This is a genomic window from Acinetobacter courvalinii (assembly GCF_014635545.1).
GTDB lineage: Bacteria > Pseudomonadota > Gammaproteobacteria > Pseudomonadales > Moraxellaceae > Acinetobacter > Acinetobacter courvalinii.
The window spans coordinates 1,923,247-1,946,723 of sequence record NZ_BMDA01000001.1 but is presented as its reverse complement, the minus strand read 5'-3'; the positions used below and the strand labels follow the sequence as shown (position 1 = coordinate 1,946,723).

21 protein-coding genes are annotated in these 23,477 nt (G+C 44.8%); 15 read left to right on the top strand and 6 right to left on the bottom strand.

The window, feature by feature from the left end; genetic code table 11:
* The first annotated feature begins 115 nt into the window (after window positions 1–115).
* The 3 genes from IEV39_RS08895 to IEV39_RS08885 all read left to right on the top strand — a co-directional run bounded on the left by IEV39_RS08895 (window position 116) and on the right by IEV39_RS08885 (window position 3,957).
* On the top strand, window positions 116–1,573 hold the full coding sequence (locus tag IEV39_RS08895) for an NAD-dependent succinate-semialdehyde dehydrogenase (RefSeq protein ID WP_005284289.1): 1,458 nt from the start codon (window positions 116–118) through the stop codon (window positions 1,571–1,573).
* On the top strand, window positions 1,570–1,956 hold the full coding sequence (locus IEV39_RS08890) for a carboxymuconolactone decarboxylase family protein (RefSeq protein WP_005284291.1): 387 nt from the start codon (window positions 1,570–1,572) through the stop codon (window positions 1,954–1,956). Before IEV39_RS08895 ends, IEV39_RS08890 begins: the two co-directional genes overlap by 4 nt.
* Window positions 1,957–2,256: 300 nt before the next feature.
* The gene (locus IEV39_RS08885) at window positions 2,257–3,957 is read left to right on the top strand and encodes an NAD-dependent malic enzyme (RefSeq protein ID WP_005284294.1); all 1,701 of its coding nucleotides are present in this window, start codon (window positions 2,257–2,259) and stop codon (window positions 3,955–3,957) included.
* A gap of 85 nt (window positions 3,958–4,042) precedes the next feature.
* Here IEV39_RS08885 and IEV39_RS08880 read toward each other — a convergent pair whose 3' ends face one another.
* Complete coding sequence (locus IEV39_RS08880) at window positions 4,043–4,465, bottom strand: Lrp/AsnC family transcriptional regulator (RefSeq protein ID WP_004771166.1); 423 nt, start codon at window positions 4,463–4,465, stop codon at window positions 4,043–4,045.
* Window positions 4,466–4,687: 222 nt separating this feature from the next.
* On the opposite strand from IEV39_RS08880, the gene IEV39_RS08875 reads away from it, so the two are divergent.
* The 11 genes from IEV39_RS08875 (at window position 4,688) to IEV39_RS08825 (ending at window position 17,897) form a co-directional block, all read left to right on the top strand.
* Window positions 4,688–5,962, top strand: a complete 1,275-nt coding sequence (locus tag IEV39_RS08875) for a Glu/Leu/Phe/Val family dehydrogenase (RefSeq protein WP_126687443.1) — start codon at window positions 4,688–4,690, stop codon at window positions 5,960–5,962.
* An 82-nt stretch (window positions 5,963–6,044) separates the two neighbouring features.
* Entirely contained in the window at window positions 6,045–7,250 is a 1,206-nt protein-coding gene (locus IEV39_RS08870; protein ID WP_005229221.1) for an aspartate aminotransferase family protein, read from the top strand.
* A gap of 21 nt (window positions 7,251–7,271) precedes the next feature.
* On the top strand, window positions 7,272–8,315 hold the full coding sequence (gene astA, locus IEV39_RS08865) for an arginine N-succinyltransferase (RefSeq protein WP_005284300.1): 1,044 nt from the start codon (window positions 7,272–7,274) through the stop codon (window positions 8,313–8,315).
* Window positions 8,315–9,784: a succinylglutamate-semialdehyde dehydrogenase gene (astD, locus tag IEV39_RS08860; protein WP_005284302.1), complete on the top strand. Its 1,470-nt coding sequence runs from the start codon at window positions 8,315–8,317 to the stop codon at window positions 9,782–9,784. The genes astA and astD overlap by 1 nt, the downstream gene beginning before the upstream one ends.
* Window positions 9,785–9,816: 32 nt before the next feature.
* Window positions 9,817–11,157, top strand: coding sequence for an N-succinylarginine dihydrolase (gene astB / locus IEV39_RS08855; RefSeq protein WP_005284305.1), 1,341 nt, complete (start codon window positions 9,817–9,819; stop codon window positions 11,155–11,157).
* Window positions 11,158–11,190: 33 nt separating this feature from the next.
* The gene (gene astE / locus IEV39_RS08850; protein ID WP_005284309.1) at window positions 11,191–12,165 is read left to right on the top strand and encodes a succinylglutamate desuccinylase; all 975 of its coding nucleotides are present in this window, start codon (window positions 11,191–11,193) and stop codon (window positions 12,163–12,165) included.
* Between the two features lie 169 nt (window positions 12,166–12,334).
* Window positions 12,335–13,825: an amino acid permease gene (locus IEV39_RS08845; protein ID WP_005229226.1), complete on the top strand. Its 1,491-nt coding sequence runs from the start codon at window positions 12,335–12,337 to the stop codon at window positions 13,823–13,825.
* 261 nt (window positions 13,826–14,086) lie between these two features.
* The gene (locus tag IEV39_RS08840) at window positions 14,087–14,737 is read left to right on the top strand and encodes a paraquat-inducible protein A (protein WP_005284311.1); all 651 of its coding nucleotides are present in this window, start codon (window positions 14,087–14,089) and stop codon (window positions 14,735–14,737) included.
* A gap of 26 nt (window positions 14,738–14,763) precedes the next feature.
* Entirely contained in the window at window positions 14,764–15,507 is a 744-nt protein-coding gene (locus tag IEV39_RS08835; RefSeq protein ID WP_371873709.1) for a paraquat-inducible protein A, read from the top strand.
* 36 nt (window positions 15,508–15,543) lie between these two features.
* Window positions 15,544–17,202, top strand: a complete 1,659-nt coding sequence (locus tag IEV39_RS08830) for a PqiB family protein (RefSeq protein ID WP_371873708.1) — start codon at window positions 15,544–15,546, stop codon at window positions 17,200–17,202.
* A complete protein-coding gene (locus IEV39_RS08825; RefSeq protein WP_005284320.1) occupies window positions 17,202–17,897 on the top strand; it encodes a PqiC family protein in 696 nt (231 codons plus the stop codon). Before IEV39_RS08830 ends, IEV39_RS08825 begins: the two co-directional genes overlap by 1 nt.
* A gap of 221 nt (window positions 17,898–18,118) precedes the next feature.
* Here the strand turns inward: IEV39_RS08825 and IEV39_RS08820 are convergent, their stop codons facing one another.
* Window positions 18,119–18,883: a COG4705 family protein gene (locus IEV39_RS08820; protein WP_005284323.1), complete on the bottom strand. Its 765-nt coding sequence runs from the start codon at window positions 18,881–18,883 to the stop codon at window positions 18,119–18,121.
* Between the two features lie 161 nt (window positions 18,884–19,044).
* Between IEV39_RS08820 and IEV39_RS08815 the strand changes: the two genes are divergently transcribed.
* Window positions 19,045–19,617 carry an undecaprenyl-diphosphatase gene (locus IEV39_RS08815; protein WP_005229248.1) on the top strand — a complete coding sequence of 191 codons (573 nt, stop codon included), beginning with the start codon at window positions 19,045–19,047 and terminating at the stop codon, window positions 19,615–19,617.
* 85 nt (window positions 19,618–19,702) lie between these two features.
* Here the strand turns inward: IEV39_RS08815 and IEV39_RS08810 are convergent, their stop codons facing one another.
* Genes IEV39_RS08810 through tssK form a run of 4 tightly spaced genes read right to left on the bottom strand, consistent with a single transcriptional unit; the run spans window position 19,703 to window position 23,467 of the window.
* Entirely contained in the window at window positions 19,703–20,671 is a 969-nt protein-coding gene (locus IEV39_RS08810; RefSeq protein WP_005284326.1) for a M15 family metallopeptidase, read from the bottom strand.
* A gap of 3 nt (window positions 20,672–20,674) precedes the next feature.
* On the bottom strand, window positions 20,675–21,271 hold the full coding sequence (locus IEV39_RS08805) for a hypothetical protein (RefSeq protein ID WP_005284329.1): 597 nt from the start codon (window positions 21,269–21,271) through the stop codon (window positions 20,675–20,677).
* An 11-nt stretch (window positions 21,272–21,282) separates the two neighbouring features.
* Complete coding sequence (icmH, locus tag IEV39_RS08800) at window positions 21,283–22,092, bottom strand: type IVB secretion system protein IcmH/DotU (protein WP_005284332.1); 810 nt, start codon at window positions 22,090–22,092, stop codon at window positions 21,283–21,285.
* A 10-nt stretch (window positions 22,093–22,102) separates the two neighbouring features.
* The gene (gene tssK, locus IEV39_RS08795) at window positions 22,103–23,467 is read right to left on the bottom strand and encodes a type VI secretion system baseplate subunit TssK (RefSeq protein ID WP_005284335.1); all 1,365 of its coding nucleotides are present in this window, start codon (window positions 23,465–23,467) and stop codon (window positions 22,103–22,105) included.
* Between the last annotated feature and the right edge of the window lie 10 nt (window positions 23,468–23,477).

Sequence of the window (23,477 nt, the reverse complement as noted above, 5' to 3'; positions counted from 1 at the left end):
GACGACCGAAAATTTTTTTCAAGATTTATTTGGTATGCCATAATACAAGATGGAATAGTTTCCAGATTTTTCATCATCTGTTGACCTATTCCAACGCCGATACAGGATAACGTGTATGCAACTTCAACAAATGCAATTATTCCACCAACAAGCGCTTATTGCTGGACAGTGGTGTGATGCTGATAACCAGCAAACTTCAGAGATTTATAATCCTGCGACACAAGAAATGATTGGTACTGTGCCGAATATGGGGAAAGCTGAAGCGGATCGTGCAATTCAGGCTGCTGTGAAGCATTGGGCAACGTGGAAAAATAAGACAGCTAAAGATCGTTCTATTATTTTAAAAAAATGGTTTGATCTCATGGTCGCACATGCCGATGAGCTGGCATTTATTTTAACCAGTGAACAGGGCAAACCTTTAGCAGAGGCAAGAGGAGAAATCCTATACGCTGCCAGTTTTGTAGAATGGTTTGCAGAGGAAGCAAAGCGGGTCTATGGGGATACCATTCCAAGCCCATATCCTGATGCACGTATTATTGTGAGCAAGCAGCCGATAGGTGTCATTGCCGCGATTACGCCGTGGAATTTTCCGGCAGCCATGATTACCCGTAAAGTTGCACCCGCTTTGGCAGCAGGATGTCCATGTATTGTAAAACCTGCACCAGAAACACCTTTTACGGCGTTAGCTTTGGTTGATCTTGCTATTCAGGCCGGTATCCCCGCAGAAATTTTTAGTGTCATTACGGGGGATGCCGTAACCATTGGTGATGCGATTTTTGAAAGTGATGATGTACGCAAATTCACCTTCACTGGCTCCACGCCTGTGGGGAAATTACTTTACCAGCGTTCAGCTCAGACCCTGAAGAAAGTTTCTCTCGAGTTGGGTGGCAATGCGCCGTTTATTGTGTTTGATGATGCAGACTTAGATGCTGCGATTGAAGGGGCATTGATTGCCAAATATCGCAATGCTGGGCAAACCTGTGTTTGTGTGAATCGTTTTCTGGTTCAGGACGGTATTTATGAACGCTTCATTACCGCATTAACTGCCAAAGTGAATGCTTTCGCCATTGGTAATGGATTCGAAGCTGGAAATGAAATTGGCCCTTTAATTAATAGCAATGCCGTGAAAAAAGTTGAAGCACATGTTGCAGATGCTTTAGCCAAAGCAGGACGTTTAATTACGGGAGGCAAGCGTCATCAGGCGGGCGAACTTTTTTATGAACCGACCATTATTGCCGACGCGACAACGGAAATGGATGTTGCAACTCAGGAAACCTTTGGGCCTTTAGCCGCAGTTTTTAAATTTGAAACGGAACAGCAGGCGATAGACATGGCGAATGCGACTGAGTTTGGTCTAGCTGCTTATTGTTATACCAAGGATTTAGGACGAGCATGGCGCATGAGTGAGCAACTTGAATATGGTATGGTGGGAATTAATAAAGGCCTGATTTCCAATGAAGTTGCTCCTTTTGGCGGGATTAAACATTCAGGTTTAGGGCGTGAAGGCTCAAAATACGGCATTGAAGATTATCTTGAAATCAAATACACCTTATTTGGAGGATTGAATCCATGAGCAATGAAAAGTTTGAAAAAGGTTTAGCAATCCGTAAACAGGTGCTTGGAGAAAGTTACGTCAATAATTCAATCAACAATGCAGATGACTTTAATCTACCTTTACAGGAATTGGTAACCGAGTATTGTTGGGGTGCTGTTTGGGGACGTGAGGAGCTCAGCAAACCTGAACGTAGTTTGATCAATCTGGCCATGATTTCTGCGCTCAACCGTCCGCATGAACTTAAACTGCATGTCAAAGGTGCGCTACGAAATGGCGTGCCAAAAGAAAAGATCCGTGAAGTGCTACTACAGGTTGCAATCTATTGTGGCGTGCCTGCTGCAGTAGACAGTTTCCGGATTGCCAAAGAAGCGATTCAGGAATTTGAACAAGAAAATAACTAAAATTTTTGTTGAGCAAGCAGGCCTCAGATCCTGATTGAAATGAGGTCTGTATAAAATATTTGTTTATAAATTATCTATCCGTATAAAAAACCTACAAAATATCGCCACAGATGGACTACAAATGTGCATTATTAGCGAGTACTATTTATTTCCTAAATGTTGAATCACTTTACATACCGTCAGATTATTCGGTTTCGAGGGCGGATTAGTGTAAATTATTCACTTCGCCAGAATTCTTTTTGCATAAGAATTTAAGCAACGAAATTTTATATATTTGACGGATAATCTCAAGAGTAAGGTATGCCTGCGACCCCTAGTAAAATCAAAAAACCTTTATATATTCCCTATGCTGGGAATGCTCTTTTAGAACTTCCGCTGTTAAATAAAGGCTCTGCTTTCTCTGAAGAGGAAAGAGAAAATTTTAATTTACATGGTCTCGTTCCATACAATATTGAAAACATCGAAGAGCAAACACAACGCTCTTATCAACAGTACCTTTCATTTGACAGTGACCTGAATAAGCATATTTATTTAAGAAATATCCAAGACACCAACGAAACCCTGTTCTATAGCCTATTGAGTCAGCATTTAGATGAAATGCTACCAATTATCTATACCCCGACGGTAGGGGAAGCCTGCCAGCGTTTCTCTGATATTTATCGTCGTCACCGTGGTATCTTTATTTCTTATCCAGAACGTAAGTACATTGACCAGATTATTCACAATGTGAATAAGAAAAATGTCAAAGTCATCGTGATTACAGATGGCGAACGTATCTTAGGTCTAGGTGATCAGGGGATTGGAGGGATGGGTATCCCGATCGGCAAATTATCTCTTTATACTGCCTGTGGTGGTATCAGTCCTGCCTATACCTTGCCGATTACCATTGATGTCGGAACTAACAACGAAGAATTGCTGAATGATCCAATCTATATGGGCTGGAAACAACCGCGTATTCGTGGTGAGCAATATTATGAATTCGTTGAGCAAATTATTACTGCGGTGCGTCAGCGTTGGCCTGATGTACTGATCCAGTTTGAAGACTTTGCGCAAATGAATGCGATGCCGTTATTAACCCAGTATCGAGATAAGATTTGCTGTTTTAATGACGATATTCAAGGCACGGCGGCTGTAACAGCGGCAACCCTGATTGCGGCTTCTCGTTCACAAGGCAAGCAGCTTAAAGACCAAACCATTACTTTTGTTGGTGCGGGTTCGGCAGGTTGCGGTATCGCAGAGCAGATCGTTCGTCAAATGATGGATGAAGGGCTCAGTGATCATGAAGCACGTTCACGTATCTTTATGGTGGATCGTTTTGGTCTGATGACCGACCAACAGCCAAATTTACTCGATTTCCAGCAAAAGCTGGCGACACCAACCAATGCCATCAGTGACTGGGAATATACCGGTGAATATGTCGGTTTACTGGATGTGGTGAAAAATGCCAAACCGAGTATCCTGATTGGTGTTTCCGGTCAGGCGGGCTTGTTCAGTGAAGAAGTGATCAAAACCTTAGCGAAATATTACAAACATCCGATTGTTCTGCCACTGTCGAACCCGACTTCACAAGTGGAAGCACAACCTAAAGATATTATCGAATGGACAGATGGCGCGGCGATTGTTGCGACAGGTAGTCCATTTGCGCCAGTTTATTATCAGGGCAAGGCCTATAGCATTGCGCAGTGTAATAACTCCTATATCTTCCCGGGGATTGGTCTGGGTGTCATTGCATGTGGCGCAACGCATATCAGTGACGCTATGCTGATGGCTGCTAGCACGGCTTTGGCAGATTGTTCGCCACGCCTGAAAAACCCGGCAGCGGATTTATTGCCGAATATTAATGATATTCAGCAAGTGTCCAAGTTTATTGCCTTTAAAGTGGCAAAAGCAGCGATGGCCGATGGCTTGGCCGTTCCGATGAGTAATGATGTGTTGAAAACAGTGATTGATGATAATTTCTGGACACCAGAATATCGCAGTTACCGTCGTGTCACTGCATAAGCGATAAGTGATTTTTTTAAAGGGCGCATGATCATTTCGATTGTGCGCCCTTATTCATGTCTGCAATCTTTGACTTTTAGTCTGATCAGGTTTTATAGGTCGACAGTAAAATACTGGTTTCACTATTGTAAATACCTGAAATATTTCGGATTCGCTCCAAAGCCTTATCAAAATTTTCCAGACTGTCGGATTGTAACTCGACCAGAATATCCCACTTTCCATTGGTGGTATGCAGACGCTCTACCGCAGATTCGAGACGCAATTCGCGGATCACGGCTTGGGCTTTGGTCCCTTCCACCATAATATTCATCCATGCCCGAATGATATTCTTCTCTGCACTGGGGCGGAAGCGCACCGTGTAACCGGTAATGACACCAGTCGATTCCATATATTCAATTCGTTTCTGTACGGTTGCGCGCGACACCCGTGTTTTGGCCGCCAGATCGGTAATGGACATCCGTGCATTGTCTTTGAGTAATCCTAATATAATATGATCGATATTGTTCATTTTGATATTTACTATTAGCAAATTGATAAAAAATAATTCATTTTAATCATTATAACGAATTTTGTGAATCAATTTGATTCTTAATAATAATCTTATACAAAACCCCAAGCATTTTTGATTCAGTGAAAAGAAGCACAATGCCGATTAGGGAGGATGGGGTAGGACGCCCTGAAAAAAAGGGAATCTGTGAATAACAGGGACAAATGATTAATTAAGGAATAGATGATGTCTTTATCATATGCGGCTCAAAACGGTAGTGCTTGGCAAACCTTTCTCACTCAAGTTGATCGGGTAGCCCCTTATCTGGATGCCGACCTCAGCAACTTTATCAACACACTGAAAACCCCAAAACGTACCTTGATTGTTGATGTTCCAATCGTGATGGACGATGGTTCAATCCGTCATTTTGAAGGCTATCGTGTACAGCACAATTTGTCACGTGGCCCGGGTAAAGGCGGTATTCGTTATCACCAAGATGTTGAATTAAATGAAGTCATGGCATTGTCTGCATGGATGACCATTAAAACGGCTGTATTGAATCTGCCATTCGGTGGCGCGAAAGGCGGTATCCGTGTGAATCCAAAAGAATTGTCGACACGTGAACTCGAGCGTTTAACCCGCCGTTTTACCAGTGAAATCAGCCCAATTATCGGTCCACAAATTGATATTCCTGCGCCAGATGTCGGTACCAATGCCAACATTATGGGCTGGATGATGGACACTTATTCAAGTATCAAAGGCCATACGGTTACAGGTGTGGTTACAGGAAAACCCGTTCATTTAGGTGGTTCGCTGGGCCGTGTTCGTGCCACAGGTCGCGGTGTATTCGTAACCGGTATGCAGGTGGCAGAACGCATCAAATTACCAGTCGAAGGCAGTAAAGTGGCTGTACAGGGCTTTGGTAATGTGGGTAATGAAGCGGCCTATCTGTTCAGCCATGCAGGCGCAAAAATTGTGACCGTACAAGACCATACCGGCACCATCTTCAATGCAGAAGGTCTGGATGTGAAAGCCCTGCAAAAACATGTGGTGGAAACGGGCGGTGTGAAAGGCTTTGCCGATTCAACTGTGATTTCGGATGAAGAATTCTGGACAGTTGAGATGGATATTCTGATTCCAGCAGCACTGGAAGGCCAGATCACGGTTGAACGTGCACAAAAACTCAAAGCGAAAATCGTACTTGAAGGCGCCAATGGTCCAACTTACCCAGAAGCTGATGATGTTTTCGTGAGCCGTAATATTACCGTTGTTCCAGATGTAATCTGCAACGCGGGTGGTGTAACCGTCAGTTATTTTGAATGGGTTCAGGATATGGCGAGCTACTTCTGGAGCGAAGACGAGATCAATGAACGTCTGGACAAATTGATGATCCAGGCAATTGCGGATGTCTGGAATACCGCAGCACAGAAAGAATGCAGCTTGCGTACCGCAGCTTATATTCTGGCGTGTGAACGTATCCTGAAAGCACGTAAAGAACGCGGGATTTTCCCGGGCTAATCAGTCCCTCAAACAATAAGCGTAAAGGGCTTGTTGAGCATTCAACAGGCCTGAAGATTAAAACAGGAAGTGAGTAAATAAAATGAGCGAAGTCGCAATTACACGTAGTAATTTTAATGATTGGATGGTGCCAGTTTTTGCCCCGGCAAATTTCATTTTAGTACGTGGTGAAGGTTCTCGTCTTTGGGATCAAAACGATAAAGAGTATATTGATTTCGCAGGCGGGATCGCGGTAAACGCTTTGGGTCATGCACATCCTGTGGCAGTCAATGCCTTAACCGAACAAGCGCAAAAGTTATGGCATATTGGTAATGGTTATACCAACGAGCCAGTGTTACGTCTTGCAAAGCAACTGGTTGACAGTACCTTTGCCGACAAAGTCTTTTTCTGTAACTCAGGTGCAGAAGCCAATGAAGCGGCGTTGAAACTGGCACGTAAAGTCGGTTTGCTCAGCGGCAATGCAAACAAGAACCAGATTGTTGCGTTTAAAAATGCCTTCCACGGTCGTACTTTATTTACCGTAACGGCGGGTGGGCAGCCAAAATATTCTCAAGACTTTGCACCGTTACCAGGTGGCATTGAACATACGGCATTTAATGATCTTGAAGCAGCCAAAGCCGCGATCACTGAAAATACCTGTGCCGTGATTGTTGAACCCATTCAGGGTGAAGGCGGTGTGCTGCCAGCAGATATCGAATTCCTGAAAGGCTTACGCGCGCTGTGTGATGAAAAAGGTGCGGTACTGATTTTTGATGAAGTCCAAACAGGGGTTGGCCGTACCGGTTCGCTTTATGCTTATATGAATACGGGCGTAACGCCTGACATTTTGACCACAGCAAAAGCATTGGGCGGTGGTTTCCCGATTGGTGCCATGATCACTACAGATCATTATGCCAACATGTATGCCGTGGGTGATCATGGTACTACCTATGGCGGCAACCCTTTAGCCTGTGCCGTGGCAGGTGCGGTATTTGAATTTATCAATACACCAGAAGTGTTAGACGGCGTAAAACAACGTCATCAATATTTCATTGAAGCCTTAAATAAAATCAATGCGCAATATGGCCTGTTCAAAGAGATTCGCGGTCAAGGTTTATTAATTGGCTGCGTGCTGAAAGATGAACATGCCGGTAAAGCCAAAAATATTGTGACCTTAGCCGGTGAAGAAGGCTTATTGGCTTTGGTTGCAGGGGCTGATGTGGTTCGTTTCACACCATCATTGATCATTCCTCAACAGGATATTGATGAAGGTCTAAACCGTTTTGTTCGTGCATTAGCACGCCTCTAAGTCTGCTGTGAGCATCTAACCATGATGATTGTTAGACATGCAGCGCATCGGGACTTAGATGATATTTATCGTTTAGCGCAACGAGCGGGGGAGTCGGGCATTGGCCTGACCTCCTTACCACAAAATAGAGACATTCTGGCTGAACGTATTACACGCACCACACGTACTTTAGCGGGTCTGACCGAAAAGTGTGAGGCAAGTTATCTGTTTGTACTGGAAGACACCAGCATTCGCAAAATTGTGGGTGTCAGTGCAATTGAAGTTGCAGTCGGGCTCAATGAACCCTTTTACAACTTCCGTGTGGCAAAACAGGTGCATGCGTCTAAAGCCTTAAATGTGTATAAGACCCTGGATACCTTGTTTTTAAGCAATGACCATACGGGTTGCAGTGAACTCTGCACCTTATTCCTTGACCCTGAATATCGTAAAAACCAGAACGGTAAATTTTTATCCAAGGTCCGTTTTCTGTTTATTGCAGCCTTCCGTTCTTTTTTTGAAGAGCGACTGATTGCAGAAATGCGTGGTTTTTCCGACCAGAATGGGCGGTCACCCTTTTGGGATTCACTCGGTTATCTATTTTTCAATATGGATTTTGCCGCAGCGGATTATCTCAGTGGTGTCGGGCAAAAAGCCTTTATTGCAGAGTTGATGCCGAGATTTCCAGTCTATGTGGACTTGCTGTCTTCAGAGGCACGTGAGGTGATTGCAGAAGTGCATCCCCATACGCTGCCAGCAGCCAAAGTGTTGATGTCTGAAGGTCTTAAATATCAGGGTCATGTCGATATTTTTGATGCGGGGCCCACACTGGAAGCGACTACGGCCGAGTTACGGGCGGTGAAAGAAAGTCGGTTGCTTAAAGTCAGACTCACTGAGCAGGTCGAAAGTACCGAGACACATTTTCTGGTTGCCAATGACCAATATAAAGATTACGCCGTGCTGCTGATCAATAACAAAGTCGATGACAGCGAGACTTTGCATTTAACTGCAGCACAAGCACAGGCACTGAATATTGCTGAACACGATGAAGTACGGGTTTTAGCATTAGAAAAAATGGAGAACAACTAATGTCACAAGGTGCATTATTAATTGATGGTGCTTGGGTGCAAGGACAAGGAACCGCATTTCAAAAAACCAATCCGGCCAGCAATCAGCAAATTTGGGCGGGACATGAAGCCAGTCAGGCCAATGTCGAACAGGCATGCCATGCCGCACGTCAGGCATTTCCAGCTTGGGCACGCTTAGCACTAGAAGAACGTATTGCAATTATTGAGCGCTTTGCGGGCTTATTGGAACAAAATAAAACCCAGTTGGCTGAAGTGATTAGTCAGGAAACCAGCAAACCGCTTTGGGAAACCTTGACTGAAGTACAGTCGATGATCGGTAAAGTGGCGATTTCGATTCGTGCTTATCATCAACGTACAGGATTCAGCGAAACTGAAATGCCAGATGGCGTGGCGTCGTTACGTCATCGTCCTCATGGTGTTCTGGCTGTATTTGGTCCCTATAACTTCCCAGGTCACTTACCGAATGGCCATATTGTTCCTGCGCTGATTGCTGGCAATACCGTGGTATTTAAGCCAAGTGAACTCACGCCTTGGACTGCGGAAGAAACTGCAAAATTATGGCAGCAAGCAGGTCTGCCAAAAGGTGTGCTGAATATCGTACAAGGCGGACGCAGCACCGGTGAAGCACTTGCGGCGGCTGAGCAGATTGACGGTTTGCTGTTCACAGGCAGTGCCAATACCGGTTATCACTTGCATAAACAAATGGCAGGTGCGCCTGAAAAAATCCTGGCGCTGGAAATGGGCGGCAATAATGCCCTGATCATTGATGAAGCAATCGATATTGATGCGGTGGTGAATTTAGCTATCCAGTCTGCTTTCGTTTCTGCGGGACAACGTTGTACCTGTGCACGCCGTATTATCGTTAAACACGGTGCCAATGGGGATGCCTTCATACAACGTTTTGTTGAAGTCGCTAAAAACCTAGTGGTTGGGGAATGGAATGCAGAACCACAACCGTTCATGGGCGGTGTCATCTCTGCACATGCCGCGGAACAGATGTTGGCAGCACAAAGCAAACTGATTGCTTTGGGGGCAAAAGCATTGTTGGAAATGACACGTCCACAAGCGGACAGTTCATTGCTCACCGCGGGTATTTTAGATGTCACTGAGGTGACCGATATTCCTGATGATGAATACTTTGGCCCATTGACTACGATTTATCGTTATAACAGCTTCGATGAAGCCTTAAACATTGCCAACAACACCCGCTTTGGTTTGGCCGTGGGTCTGGTGTCTCCTGACCGTAATTTATTTGATCGTGTATTGATTGAAGCGCGGGCAGGGATTGTGAACTGGAACAAGCCATTAACAGGTGCATCAAGTGCGGCACCATTTGGTGGGGTGGGCGCATCAGGTAATCACCGTGCCAGTGCCTTCTATGCAGCAGACTATAGTGCATGGCCAATGGCATCACTGGAAAGTGACAGCGTTACTTTACCTTCAAAATTATCACCGGGCATTGTGCTGTAAGTCGGCTTGTATCGGGACACAGGGAGAAAAAAATGTCAGGTTATGAAATTAATTTTGATGGTTTAGTGGGACCGACCCATCATTATGCAGGTTTATCCTTTGGTAATGTCGCATCGACTAAAAACCGGAATAATGCATCCAATCCGAAATTGGCTGCAAAGCAAGGCTTGAAGAAAATGAAAGCGCTTGCGGATTTGGGACTCAAGCAAGGCGTGTTTGCCCCACAAGAGCGTCCGCATGTGCCAACGCTGCGCCGTTTGGGTTTTACCGGCAGTGATATTGACGTGATTACCCAGGCCATGCGCACTGCACCGGCATTGTTATCATCATTGAGTTCAGCATCATCGATGTGGACGGCGAACTCCTGTACGGTGTCGCCTTCAGCGGATAGCGCGGATGGTCGCATGCATTTTACTGCGGCAAACCTGAATAATAAGTTCCATCGATCAATTGAGCATCATACGACTACACGTATTCTGCAAGCAATGTTCAACAATGATGTATATTTCGCGCACCACGAAGCACTGCCAGAAGCAGCCTTGTTTGGTGATGAAGGGGCAGCCAATCATAATCGCCTTGGTGGAGCATATGACCAGGCCGGTGTACAGGTATTTGTTTATGGACAGCAACAGCTCGGTGGAACGGTTGCACCGCAGAAATTCCCTGCGCGTCAAACCCGTGAAGCAAGTGAGGCAATTGCTCGTTTACATCGTTTAGATGCGAAACGAACTGTGTTCATTCAGCAAAATCCAGATGTGATTGATCAGGGCGTATTCCATAATGATGTGATTGCGGTGAGTAATCAACAGGTCTTATTCCATCATCAACAGGCGTTTTTAAATCAGGCTGCGGCATTGGATGAAATTCGTGAAAAAATGGCGGGGATTGGGCAAGAGTTTATCTCGATTGAAGTACCAGATAGTCGTGTCACAGTTGAAGATGCGGTATCGACCTATTTATTCAATAGCCAGATTCTGACCCGTGCAGATGGTGGCATGAGCATTGTGGTACCCGAAGAATCACGCCAGAACAAAGCCGTGTGGGACTATTTGAGTGACATGATTCAAATGGGTACGCCTATTGATGACATCAAGGTGTTTGATTTGCGTGAAAGTATGCGTAATGGCGGTGGTCCTGCATGTTTGCGTTTGCGGGTGGCGGTGAATGACGCGGAACTTGCTGCGGTGAATCCAAACCTGTTTATGAATGATGTATTGTTCAAAACCCTGAATCAGTGGGTCGATCAGCATTATCGTGACGAGTTAACCCAGGATGATCTGGCCGATCCAAATTTATTGATCGAGAGTCGTACTGCGCTGGATGAACTCACCAAGATTCTGGGTTTAGGTTCGGTTTATCACTTCCAGAGATAAACATTTAATAACGGCTTTTAAGGATGAAAGTACATGGTTGATCTACTCGCATTGACTTTGGCGCAACAGCTACCTGAGCAAACGCAAGGTGAAACGGCTGGATTTACATGGCAATGGCTTGGTGAAGGGCTATTGCAATGTACGCCAAAAACGGCTTATCGAAAAACCATCGTACTTTCTGCCGGTATTCATGGCAATGAAACCGCACCGATCGAACTGCTGGCACAGATCATTCAGGATGTGTTTGCCGGTCAGCTGGCTTTAGCGGTTCGTGTACTTTTCGTATTGGGCAATCCTGCCGCAATCCGACAAGGGGTTCGTTATCTTGAAAATGATATGAATCGCATGTTCTGCGGTGGGTATCAGAATTTAATTCAGGATCAGGAAACTGCCCGGGCTGCACAATTGGAGCAGGCGGTAGCAGCGTTCTTTGAACAGGATCAGCTTGCTACGCAACGTTATCACTATGATTTGCATACCGCTATTCGCGCTTCGTTATTGCCCGTATTTGCCTTATTTCCGTATCAGACACAGCCTTATGATGACTTCCTGATTCAAAGCTTGAATGCTGCCAATCTGGATGCTTTGGTCTATCACAATGCGGCTGGAAAAACCTTCACCCATTTCAGCACTGAACGTTTTCAGGCCGCCAGCAGTACTTTGGAATTAGGCAAGGCTAAGCCGTTTGGTGAAAATGATCTGGCCGAATTTGCCAGTACTGACCAGATGCTGCGTGCTGTACTTGCAGAGCAGCCTTTACCGATCAGACAAAAATCCGCCGTTCGCCAGTTTAAGGTGGTGGATTCCATTTTAAAGCAAAGTGAAGATTTTCAACTGAATCTGAGCGCGGATGCACCAAATTTTTCTACCTTCCAGCAAGGTGAAGAGATTGCAACACAGCAAGCAGGTGCCTATATTGCGCATGATCAGCAAGTCTGGATTTTATTCCCGAACCCGAATGTGAAAACAGGGCTTCGGGCTGGGTTGATATTAAAAGAAATCAAATAAGCCTTCGCCAGTGCAGTGGCTAGATGCCGTTATGGAATAGTAATACATGGAGTTTGAATATGGATGTTCAGTAGAACAAAACGCCTCAAGCAATATCATCTAGATATTCGTTTTTATGAATCAAAAGCAAGGACAGGTTGTCATAAGAATACAGTTGGAGTGACCGTGTATGAGTAACAATAACGAAAAGACATTTCCATCAGGCCAGACCCTGAGTGGACAATATGTACCACAGCAGGATGTCGCCAGTTTAGCGGGGTCTTCTAGCGCAGAGATTGAAGTCGGCAAACCATTGAAACGCGCCATGACCAAGCGTCATCTGGTGATGATTTCATTGGGTGGTGCAATCGGAACCGGGTTATTTTTAGGCTCGGGTGACGTGATTTCTCAGGCGGGTCCCGTGGGCGCGATTTTTTCTTACCTGCTGGGCGGCGTGATTGCTTACATGGTGATGCTGTGTTTAGGCGAATTGGCGGTACAGATGCCGGTTTCAGGTTCATTTGGTGAGTATGCCAGAACCTATATTGGCCCAGGAACGGGCTATATGATCACTTGGTTGTACTGGCTGACCTGGACGGCAACGCTAGGCACCGAATTTACCGCTGCGGCCTTACTGATGCAGGAGTGGTTTCCTTCTATTTCCATGTGGACGTGGACCTTATTATTTGCAGGGCTGGTATTTACCCTGAATGTCAGCTCTACGCGGCTATTTGCGGAGTCCGAATTCTGGTTGTCTTTGGTCAAGGTCTTGACCATTATCTGTTTTATTGGCTTGGGCTTAGCGGCAATTTTTGGCCTGATTTCCTATCATGGGCATGAGTCAGCACCTTTATTTAGTAAATTGACCGAACATGGCTGGTTCCCGAATGGGATTTTCCCGATTTTTGCGACCATGCTGATTGTAAATTTTGCCTTCTCAGGCACGGAACTGATCGGCGTTGCGGCAGGTGAGGCAGAAGAGCCAGCCAAAACCGTACCAAAAGCCATCAATGCGGCCATCTGGCGTTTATTGATTTTCTTTGTCGGAACCATTGTGGTGATCTGTGCATTATTGCCTTATGAAATGGCAGGCTTAAATGCCAACAGCGTCAGCAATAGCCCATTTGTTACGGTCTTTAACTACATCGGCATTCCATATGCAGAAGACATTATCCGCTTTGTGATCATTACTGCGCTTTTATCGGCCGCAAACTCGGGGTTATTTGCAGCTTCACGCATGATGTGGTCATTGTCTGCCAAGAATCAGTTGCCAAAAGTATTTTCAAAACTGACCCGTTCAGGCACACCGATTATTGCGATTATTGTCACCATGTTTGGCGCAATTCCGGGTTTATTGTCAGAACATTTTGCCCCTGAAACGATTTTCAAGAACTTACTCGGTGTTGCTGCTTTCACCATGGTGGTGGTGTGGATTTCGATTTGTGTGTGTCAATTTAACTTCCGCAGACAATGGATCAAATCAGGTAAAACCGTTAAAGACCTGAAGTTTGCTGCACCTTTGTTTCCGTTAACTCCGATTTTAGGCGGTTTATTCTGTGTGATCACCTGTATCAGCATGGTGACGGATCCTTCAATGCAGGTCGGTTTTGTCTGCTGTATCCTGTTCATTATTGCCTGTTATGCCAGCTACAATATTTTTTATAAAAACAAAATCAATTAAGTTATAAGTTTCATCTAAAAATTATATTATCGACGGAGAGCCGCTAGATATTTTCTAGTGCCTCTCCGTTTTTTATGGATCAACGTTTTGAAATGCAGTCAGTCACGCTTCGATCTGCTGATTGGATTTAATAAACAATTTAATTGCTGATATGTTTATATATTGTGTAACAATGATCGCCTGTGGTTGTGATTGTTAAAAGAAAAGGTATAACTGGTATACGTTTAAACACGAAAGAATTTTTACAATGGGCAGGGCATTATGGCGAATAAAAATAATCAGCCCTTAGCAATCGGTCAGCAGGTCAGACTGTCTGAACTGGCAGGTTGTGAAGAATGTGATGCGATTTACCGCAGGGTTGAGCTTTCATCTGGTGAACGGGCTTACTGTACCTGTTGCGGTGCAGAATTGTACCGTAGAGGTCAGTCCTTTTCCGCGCTACTGGCTTTAGTGATTACGGCATTAATCGTGTTTGTGATTGCCAATAGTTTTCCTATCGTGATTGTGGAGCTGCAAGGCAATATTTCACAAACGACCCTGATTGGTGCAGCATGGACCATGTTTCATATCGATCGGGCGCTGGTCGGGATATTGATCCTGATCACCACCTTTATTGTGCCTTTGGTCGAGCTATTATTGCTGAGTTATGTGCTGTCTTGCATTAGTCTATTTCGGCGTCGACCAAAATATTTAACCCCAGCACTCCGAATGCTGTTTTTATTCCGGACCTGGGGCATGGTTGAGGTGTTTCTCATCGGGGTGCTGGTCACTTTGGTCAAACTGGTGGGGATGGTGACCGTGATTCCGGGGGTAGCGCTGTGGGCATTTACCTTATTAAGTGTACTGTTGGTCTATATTGCTTCGGTTAAGATCAAGGATCTCTGGGACGAAGTGGATCGGAGTCTTGGATGAATAACAACAACGAAGATGAAATTGGAATGATGGCGCCTCATCTTGCTGCCGCTGATTTAAAGGTTAAAAACTATCTCAGGGCAAAAGATGTTGGCTTGATCCAGTGCCATTGCTGTGGATTACTCAACGCTGCTGCGAATAAAGAGGTGGCACAAGATCACCTACATTGTTGCAGATGTAACAGTCGCTTGCATGTACGTAAGCCACAAAGTTTAAATCGTACCTTCGCTTTGGTGATCGCAGCTGCTATTTTATATATTCCAGCCAATGTAATGCCGATGACCGTTACAGATTCATTATTGGGCCGTCAGCAAGATACCATTATCAGTGGGGTCATTTACTTTTGGCAAAATGGCGATTATCTGGTGTCTGTGGTCATTTTCATGGCCAGTATCTTTATCCCGATTTTAAAATTACTGATTCTGGTTTTTTTACTGGTTGCCGTTTCTATGCAGTCTTCGGCAAAACTGCATTTTTCACCTGAACATTGCGCATTGCTGTACCGGATTGTTGAGTTTATTGGACGCTGGTCCATGATTGATGTATTTGTGGTGGCATTATTGACTGCCTTGATCCAGATCCAGTCGCTTGCCACCATTCTGGCCGGGCCGGGTGCTGTGGCTTTTGGAGCGGTGGTGGTACTTACCATGTTTGCTTCCATGAGTTTCGATCCACGGATTATCTGGGATAATTATTTCAAGGCAAATGCGGTGCATGATCCACAGGCTGAGCATTTAAAAACAAGCACGCTTCAACAACTGAAAAGTTAAAACTGTAAAACCCTGTTTTTGACCCATAAAAGAACGATCACTATGTCAGAAAATACACACAATAGCCAAGATTCTGCAGAGAACCTGACCGAGTTAACTCAACAGGATCAGGTTCTCGCGGAACCTGAAAAAAAGAAAGGCCGCTGGAGACCTGCGCTGATCTGGCTGGTACCTTTTATCGCTCTGTTAATCGCGCTTTCACTTGCTGCCAAAGCGGTGCTGGATACTGGCCCAACCATTCAAGTGTCATTTCGTACCGCAGAAGGCTTAGTGGCAGGGAAAACTACGGTTCGCTATAAACAGGTGGATATTGGTCTGGTTCGCCAGATTGATTTGTCTGATGATCGTTCTCATATCATTGCCAAAATTGAGCTACGCAAAGATGCCAGTAATTTTGCGGCCAAAGATTCACGTTTCTGGGTGGTACGACCGCGTATTGGCACAGGTGGAATTTCCGGCATTGATACCTTGCTTTCGGGTGCCTATATTGGTGTGGATGGCGGCAAGGCTGAAGAAAAGCAGGAAAATTTTATCGGACTTGAGGTGCCCCCAGTGGTGTCCTCAGATATTCCCGGAAAAGTCTTTTTCTTGAAAGCACAGGATTTAGGTTCGCTGGATATTGGGGTGCCGATTTACTACCGCAGAATTAATGTCGGACAGATTACCGCCTATAAGCTGGCGAATGATGGCAAAAGCGTAGAACTGCAAACATTTATTCAATCGCCTTATGATAAGTTTGTGACCACCGATGCACGATTCTGGCAAGCCAGTGGGGTCGATGTCACCCTGAATGCTTCAGGCTTTAATTTAGACACGCAATCTCTTGCCAGCATTGTGGCGGGCGGTATTGCATTTGGCTATCCAGAGAACTCTACAGGTGCAATTGCGCCGAATCACAGCTATTTTAGTTTGTCGGACTCCCGAAAAGAGGCGATGAAAGAACCGGATGGTAAACCACGCCCGATTATCATGTATTTTGATCACTCGTTACGTGGCTTAAGTGCTGATGCGCCGATTGATTTCATGGGGATTGAAATAGGCAATGTCAAAGCCATCAATGTGGAGTTTGACCAGAATTATACCCAGTTGCGTATGCGCGTGGATGCGGTGATTTATCCATCACGTTTGGCGCATGGTAAAGAACTTGATCCGGATGGCGAAATTTTCAGAAAATTCATCGCAAAAGGCTGGCGTGCTCAAATGCGTACCGGCAATCTGTTAACGGGCCAAAACTATATTGCGTTTGATAAATTTCCAAAAGCCAAGCCTGCTGCTTTGATCATGCGTCCAGATGGACGGGCCGAAGTGCCAACCACTGCGACAGAGCTGAGTGGATTACAGGCACAAGTGTCACAGATTGCCGATAAGGTGAGTAAGTTCCCGCTTGAAGAGATTGGCCAGGATGTGCGTAAAACCTTAAACAATATGAATACCACCATCGAATCAACTGACAAACTGGTAAAACAGCTGGATGGTAAAGTGGCCCCTGGTCTACAGGCCACCCTGAATGATGTGCGTAAAACCATGCAATCCAGTGAGTCGATCCTATCCAGTGATGCACCGATGCAGCAGGACGTACGTAAGGCATTGCAGCAAATGACCAGAGCAGCTGCCTCCTTGCAATTAATGGCTGATTATATTGAACAACATCCTGAATCGCTGATTCGCGGAAAAAAAGCAGAGAGCAATAAATAATGATGACACTATCTAAACAAGCATTCACTGCTCAAAAGATGATACGTGGTGCGGGCATCGTTGCTGCGACTTTATTGATTGCTGCATGTTCTGGATCACCTACGCCGAATTATTATACCTTGGCCAATAAAGTCACGCCTTTACCGAGCTCCAGAGTGAAGGTGATTGAAGTCTTGCCTGTAGGCTTACCGGATCGAATCAATCGCGCACCGCTGGTGATACAGGAAATCAATGGCCGTTCAAATATTCTGGATAATGAGCGCTGGACCTCAACCTTAGGAGCAGAGCTCAGGGACAATTTATCGGCAGGCTTACAGCAAAAGCTTGGTGCGGTGGATCGCTATAACAGCGGCATGATCGGTGGAAAGGTATCTTATCGTGTGGCAACCGACTTTTCCCATTTTGATATTGTGAATACTACTTCTGCCAATACCAAGAATGTTGAAGTTTCGGTGGCATGGATTATTAAACGTAACGATCCGAATATCACCATTGATCAAAATTCTACCCAGAATCAGCAGTTGGCTTGCCGCATGACATTCAGCCAGCCTGTCAGCGCCAGCAATAACCAGATTGCACCCATTGTAAGCACGGCAAGTACATCACTGGCTCGTGTGATTGATGCCATGGCTGTTTCGATTGCGGCATTGGACAGCAAAACACCCGTCAGCGTAGCAGGGGCGGTGTGTTCTTAAACTACCCGGGAAAATGCATCCAGATGGCAGTGATCTAAGAAAGATGCTTGCTGCTCAAGCGCATCCATAATTTTACAGGAGGCTGGGTATTATTTTATACAATGCCCATCTGAGCAGTGAGGCAGGGTTAAGATCTCTGTATCTGATAAATAAAGGCATAAGACAATATGTGCGCTGGTGCCTTTTGTATGGCTTTTTAGTGTAGACGGCGCTGTAATGGTTTAATGCGCGGTCAAGGCAGGTTTTGATTTAAAACAGACCAGGCAAACAACAATAAAAGTCAATAACAGGAATGAGGCTCCGAATCGGCTTAAATCCAGACCGCCGTGGTTCAGCGGCTTATCGAGAAAATCACCCAACACAGCGCCGAGAGGACGGGTTAAAACAAAAGCTGACCAGAACAGAAAGGTTTTGGAAATTTTAGTCCAGTAATAGCCACCCACCAACATTAACAGTAATGAACCGAAGATCAGCGCTGCCGCTGTATAACCTAGACCTTGGGTATCAGCTGTCCAGTCACCAAGCGCTGTCCCTAGTGTTTGAGAGAACATAATGGTGACCCAGTAAAAGGCCTCGGTCTTTGCGGACTGAACACTGTTTACTGCAATATTTCCACAACGCCAGTACCAGACAGCGAGCGTGCTGATTAATAAGGTGAACAGGATGAGACTTCCACCAAGATAACCGATACCTAAGGAGCGATCGACAAAATCGGCAATCGTGGTCCCTAGGGTTGTGGTTGAAATAATGGTTGCCCAATATAACCACGGTTTATATTGTTTCGCTTTTATCTGCAATGAAACAAGCGCAATAAAAATAACAGTGAAAATACAAGAGCTGAGGATATAACCTAAATTCATCGACATCGATAAAGCATCGCCAGCCGTTTCTCCAAGCGTCGTCGCTGCAATTTTTACAATCCAGAAGAGCAGGGTCAGCTCAGGTACTTTACTGAGCGTTTCAGATATCATCTTTGGATTATTCATAAGGTATTCCAAATTGTATTTAGATAAAATTTAAGCGTCTTTTATTAATAAAGACTTAAATAAAATTTATGATTTACTTATGCATTCATAGAAAAAATTAATTTTGTTTTAAGCTACTTTTTTTATCGTGCCGATATCAAATCATCATGGATCGATTGGCAATGTCAATTGAAGATGTCAATATTGCTTTGTTTCAGTGGGTTAATGCAGCTGCGACTCAAAATTCATTTTTGGATAAAATCGCTATATTTGCTTCGCATAATCTGATTGGCGGTTTATTCGGATTTCTGATTGTTTCTGTCGTGTTTAAGGATAAAAAATACAGAACGCAATTTATAAAAACCTTAATGTTCATATTGGTCGCCTTGCTATTTAGCCAAGTGATCCATGCTTTGTATTATCATCCTCGTCCATTTGCGATGGGGTTAGGACATACGCTGGTCGGGCATGGTTCAACCTCATCGTTCCCGAGTATGCACACACTTACCGTGGCGACGATTGCCTTTTCTTATCTGTTGTCTGGCTTTAGAAAAATTGCAACTGTCGGGTTATTCCTGGGGGCTATTGTGGGCTGGTCCAGAGTGTATGTCGGTGTGCATTTTCCTTTTGATATCGCCGCTTCATTTATTTTCGCCTTTATAATCGTTTCGGTTACTGATTATATTTATGAGCTCTGCAAAGCAAAATTGAGCAGAATCGTATCTATTCCGGTATTTGGTGAAAATATAATTTAAATCATATGATTAAAGACTTATGGTGTTTTTGGTTTGAAATAAAGACAGATAGGCATGTAGATAATCTGTCTGGAAATGTTAATCACTATGAATCACCTGTTCGCGCTGTTAATTGACCCTCAGCAATCAGTTGATCTGCCATTTCCTTGGTTTTCTTTAAACCAGGCATACGATATTCGGTATGACCATAATCCTGAATTGATTTCCAGCGACCGCCCCAGGTCAGGCCAACCGATTCGGCAACCTGGCCATAGAGTTGATAACCCCGCATTGCCCACGGGTCCCGTTCACTAATCACCACTTTACCATTGCGTTTAAAGGCAACATCCGCAGCCAGACCAAACTGGTGGTAACTTTGATAGCCTTTTGCACGCGTGGTATTCGGGTTGCCTGCCAGCATGTTTTGACGATTCGGACTACGATAACCTTCGAGTAAGACCAGTTCATAGCCATGCTGTTCTTTCATGATTTTAAAGACCATGAGTAAACGCTGCTTATAACGTGGATTAATTTTATCCCATTTACGATCCACCATTGATGAATCCAGACTGCCATGAGAATGGGTGAGCGGCACTTCAATTTGTGACGCGTCAATGCTCGGATCAGTCGTATGTTGAGCCTGATAGGCCTGTTCTAAACGAGTTGCCTCTACAATCGCATCTTGAATCAGGGTCTCGTCCACATCTGGTGGAGGGCTCAGCATTTCGCCATTCAGGAGCGCATAGACTTGGGGATCAGTTTCCTTTAAATATTCAGCTTCAATACGTGTGGAACTGATCGGACGGGTAAAGGCAAAAATCAGAATACTGGCAAATAAAAAGAAACCTGCGATCAGGATCCACCATTGTTGCAAATGCCAATGCGACTGTAATTTCTCCGGAGAGGCTGCCTGATGCATATGCTCTGCAAATTGCATGGCATTGGCGATTTTCTTTTTCCCGCTTGGGAGTAGCGATTGTAAAAGCTGCGTACATTTGTAACGCAGCTCATAGGACATCAGTAAAGTTAGCCCAATTGCAACCCCGACAAAGCAGAGAAAAATAAACCAGATCATCTGTTATTTGAGTTCATTGACAGCAAAAGGCTTCTGGGTGACTTTAATCTGCACGGTGGCATCAGGTGCTTCGGCTTCAGGTTCTTTTGCTGGTACAACTTTCGCGGGTTGAGCAGCGGGTTTAACCACTTTGGCTGGTACTGCTTCACTTTTTGCAACGGGTGCTTTTGCTGGAGCTGCCGGTTGAGCTGCTCTGACATGCGGTTCGTTGGCAAAAGGTGAGGCATGTTGTGCTGTTTGGGCTGGTGCAGCCGCTGGTGGTGGCGTGCGCTGGAAGAACTTGTTCAGGTCATTGCTACCTGGCTGGGTAAAGTTACTGTCTTCTTCTGACTCAGTCGATTCATATTGAACAGGAGCAGCGGCTTCAGTTACCTGAGTGGTCTGTTTGGCGCCAGGAAGTACCGTGGTATTTTCTTCTACAACCTGAGTCGGTTCGACATATTCACTGGATGATCCCGTTCCGGTGGACAACATGAAGAAAAACAATGTAGTTAAAATAATCCCCGAAATAAATCCGATCAGTAAATAGATCACAGGAGATAACGTTTTTTTCTTATTTGTCTGTAAGATGCGTAAAGAGGTAGTTCTTTCCTGACTCATACTTCAATCAACTAAGGCAAATGGATAGTAATATGTGCTTCTTCCGCTGGCGCTGAAATCACATTTTGATAAGGTGTTAAAGCATTATGATTTTGTTTATTCAGCATAAACTTTAACCCTGCAAAGGCGAGTGCTGCGAATAACAATAAGAAAATCAGGATCCAGAAAAATGGCAGCTCATGATGAATAATGTGCTTGATCTGGTCAGGAATCGCGGCAAACGGAGAGAACGCGGCTTTCTTGCCTTTGAGATAATCAATTTCATCACCGACACGTGCCACCAGATGATTGAGGCTTTCCACCGATTCGAGACGATATTTACCTTGGAAGCCTAGCAGTAAGCAGTAATGAAACACTTCAAGCGAGGCCAGACGTTCTTTGCCGCGGCTACGGAGCTGTTCCAGAATTTCAAAAAAGCGATAACCGGCCAACTGAGAGCCAAATAAGCTCAATTGTAACGGGCTGATCAGCCAGCTATTTTGCAAGTTAAAGTAAGCTGCATCCTGTTGCGTGGCAATGGTTTCATCAATCAAGGCACAAAATGCATATTTCGCATCATGAATATCCTCTGCAGAAAATTGCAAACGCTTCGCCTGTTGCTCAAAACGGTTGAGTAAATCCAGAATTTTTTCACGAAAATCACCCGGATTTGAGGGGATATAACGGTTACGAAGCAAGAACACCAAATAAAATCCATCGTGTAACAGATCGATCAGATTCGTTGCTTGGGCCTTATTTTGTGGCTGGTCAGTACTAGGTAAGCCTGAACCGATTTTGCCATCATCAAATAAAGAAGGAATACCCGCTGGATGTTGAGTCATTGTGATTCTCTTAACTATTCATTACAGCAATGAGTTCAATACTAATATCTTGGAAACCGGCTGGTACATAGACACAGATGGATTCTGACTCAAGCATACGTTGATAGAGTTCATGATGCGGTTCAATTTCAAAGTAACTCACACCAGAACGCACTGGAATTGCGGTTGGGACTTGCATCAAATGATGCAGTGGAACTGCAGGCAGGGCGGCAATCACACGTTGCTCAACATCAATGGTACTACCCACTTTAAAGCGTAACGGCACGATCTGGATCAGTTCATGGGTTTGCATCATGCTGCTCGAAACCGCAATATAAAGACGTGTATCACGGGTAATCTTGTCAGACTCAAGGCTGCCGACCCAGTAGGATGGACGTGTTTCTTTCAAGGCAATACTGAAATAACGGCTTGAAATAATGGTATCCAGTAAATCTCTCAGAATAACATCGAGTTGCTGGAAACTGTCCTGCAGCTGATGATGCTTGTAATGCGGTAAATGGTCGACATCATAAGCGGTTGAGAAGGTTAGCAGGGAACCGGTCAAACGCAATAATTCAGAGAATAAACGTTCTGGATGAATTTGCGGATAATGCAGTAAATGATTCAATCCTGCATAAGCAGTATTCAGGGCATTGATCAACCAGAATGAAACAATATCGCCTGAACGGAACTCGATCAGTTTCTGTTCGTTTTCACGGTTATTGCTTTGAATAGTTTTAATCTTGGCCTTAATCACATTCAAGGTACGTTTTAAGTTATTGATTAAAGACTCTGACGCAGCCACATGTAAAATCGGTGGAATGAATTTGCTATCCAGCTCGAAAGTCCCCGAGCTTTGGCGTTTTAATCGTCCTACCGCCAGATACAGGAAGCCGTCCAGGTTCTGGGTTGGTTGAATATGCGGATCAAGCAGCTTGAATTCAGCACGACGACGCAACAGACTCAGCTCAGCAGGGCTGGCATCGGTAAACAGGTCATGGGTTTCTGACAGGTAGTTATGATAACGGCTCGACAGCGAACGGGTTTCATCGGCAATATTTTTTTTGTTCGCCTGTAAAATAGGCAGGGCAAGGTAAACAATCATTTCACCTTGTAGATTTAAATCGTCCAGCAATAAGGGTTCTGGTAATAGATCCTGTGCAGGTGCATGGTAGATTTCACCATCCTGCCAGATGATTTCAGCGTCTTCTAAAGCCAGAATATGGGTTGAAAGCTGTACTTCATCAAATTTGAGCTTTTGAACGCCATACGCATGCGGAATTAACGCCCGAACCGTATGGTTCAAGCGTTGCTCGTGGTAGGTGTCCTGAATCTGGAAATGCTGAGGACGTAAAAACAGGCCCTCACCCCAAAGAATTTTCTCTGCTTTAAACATATCGATTTAC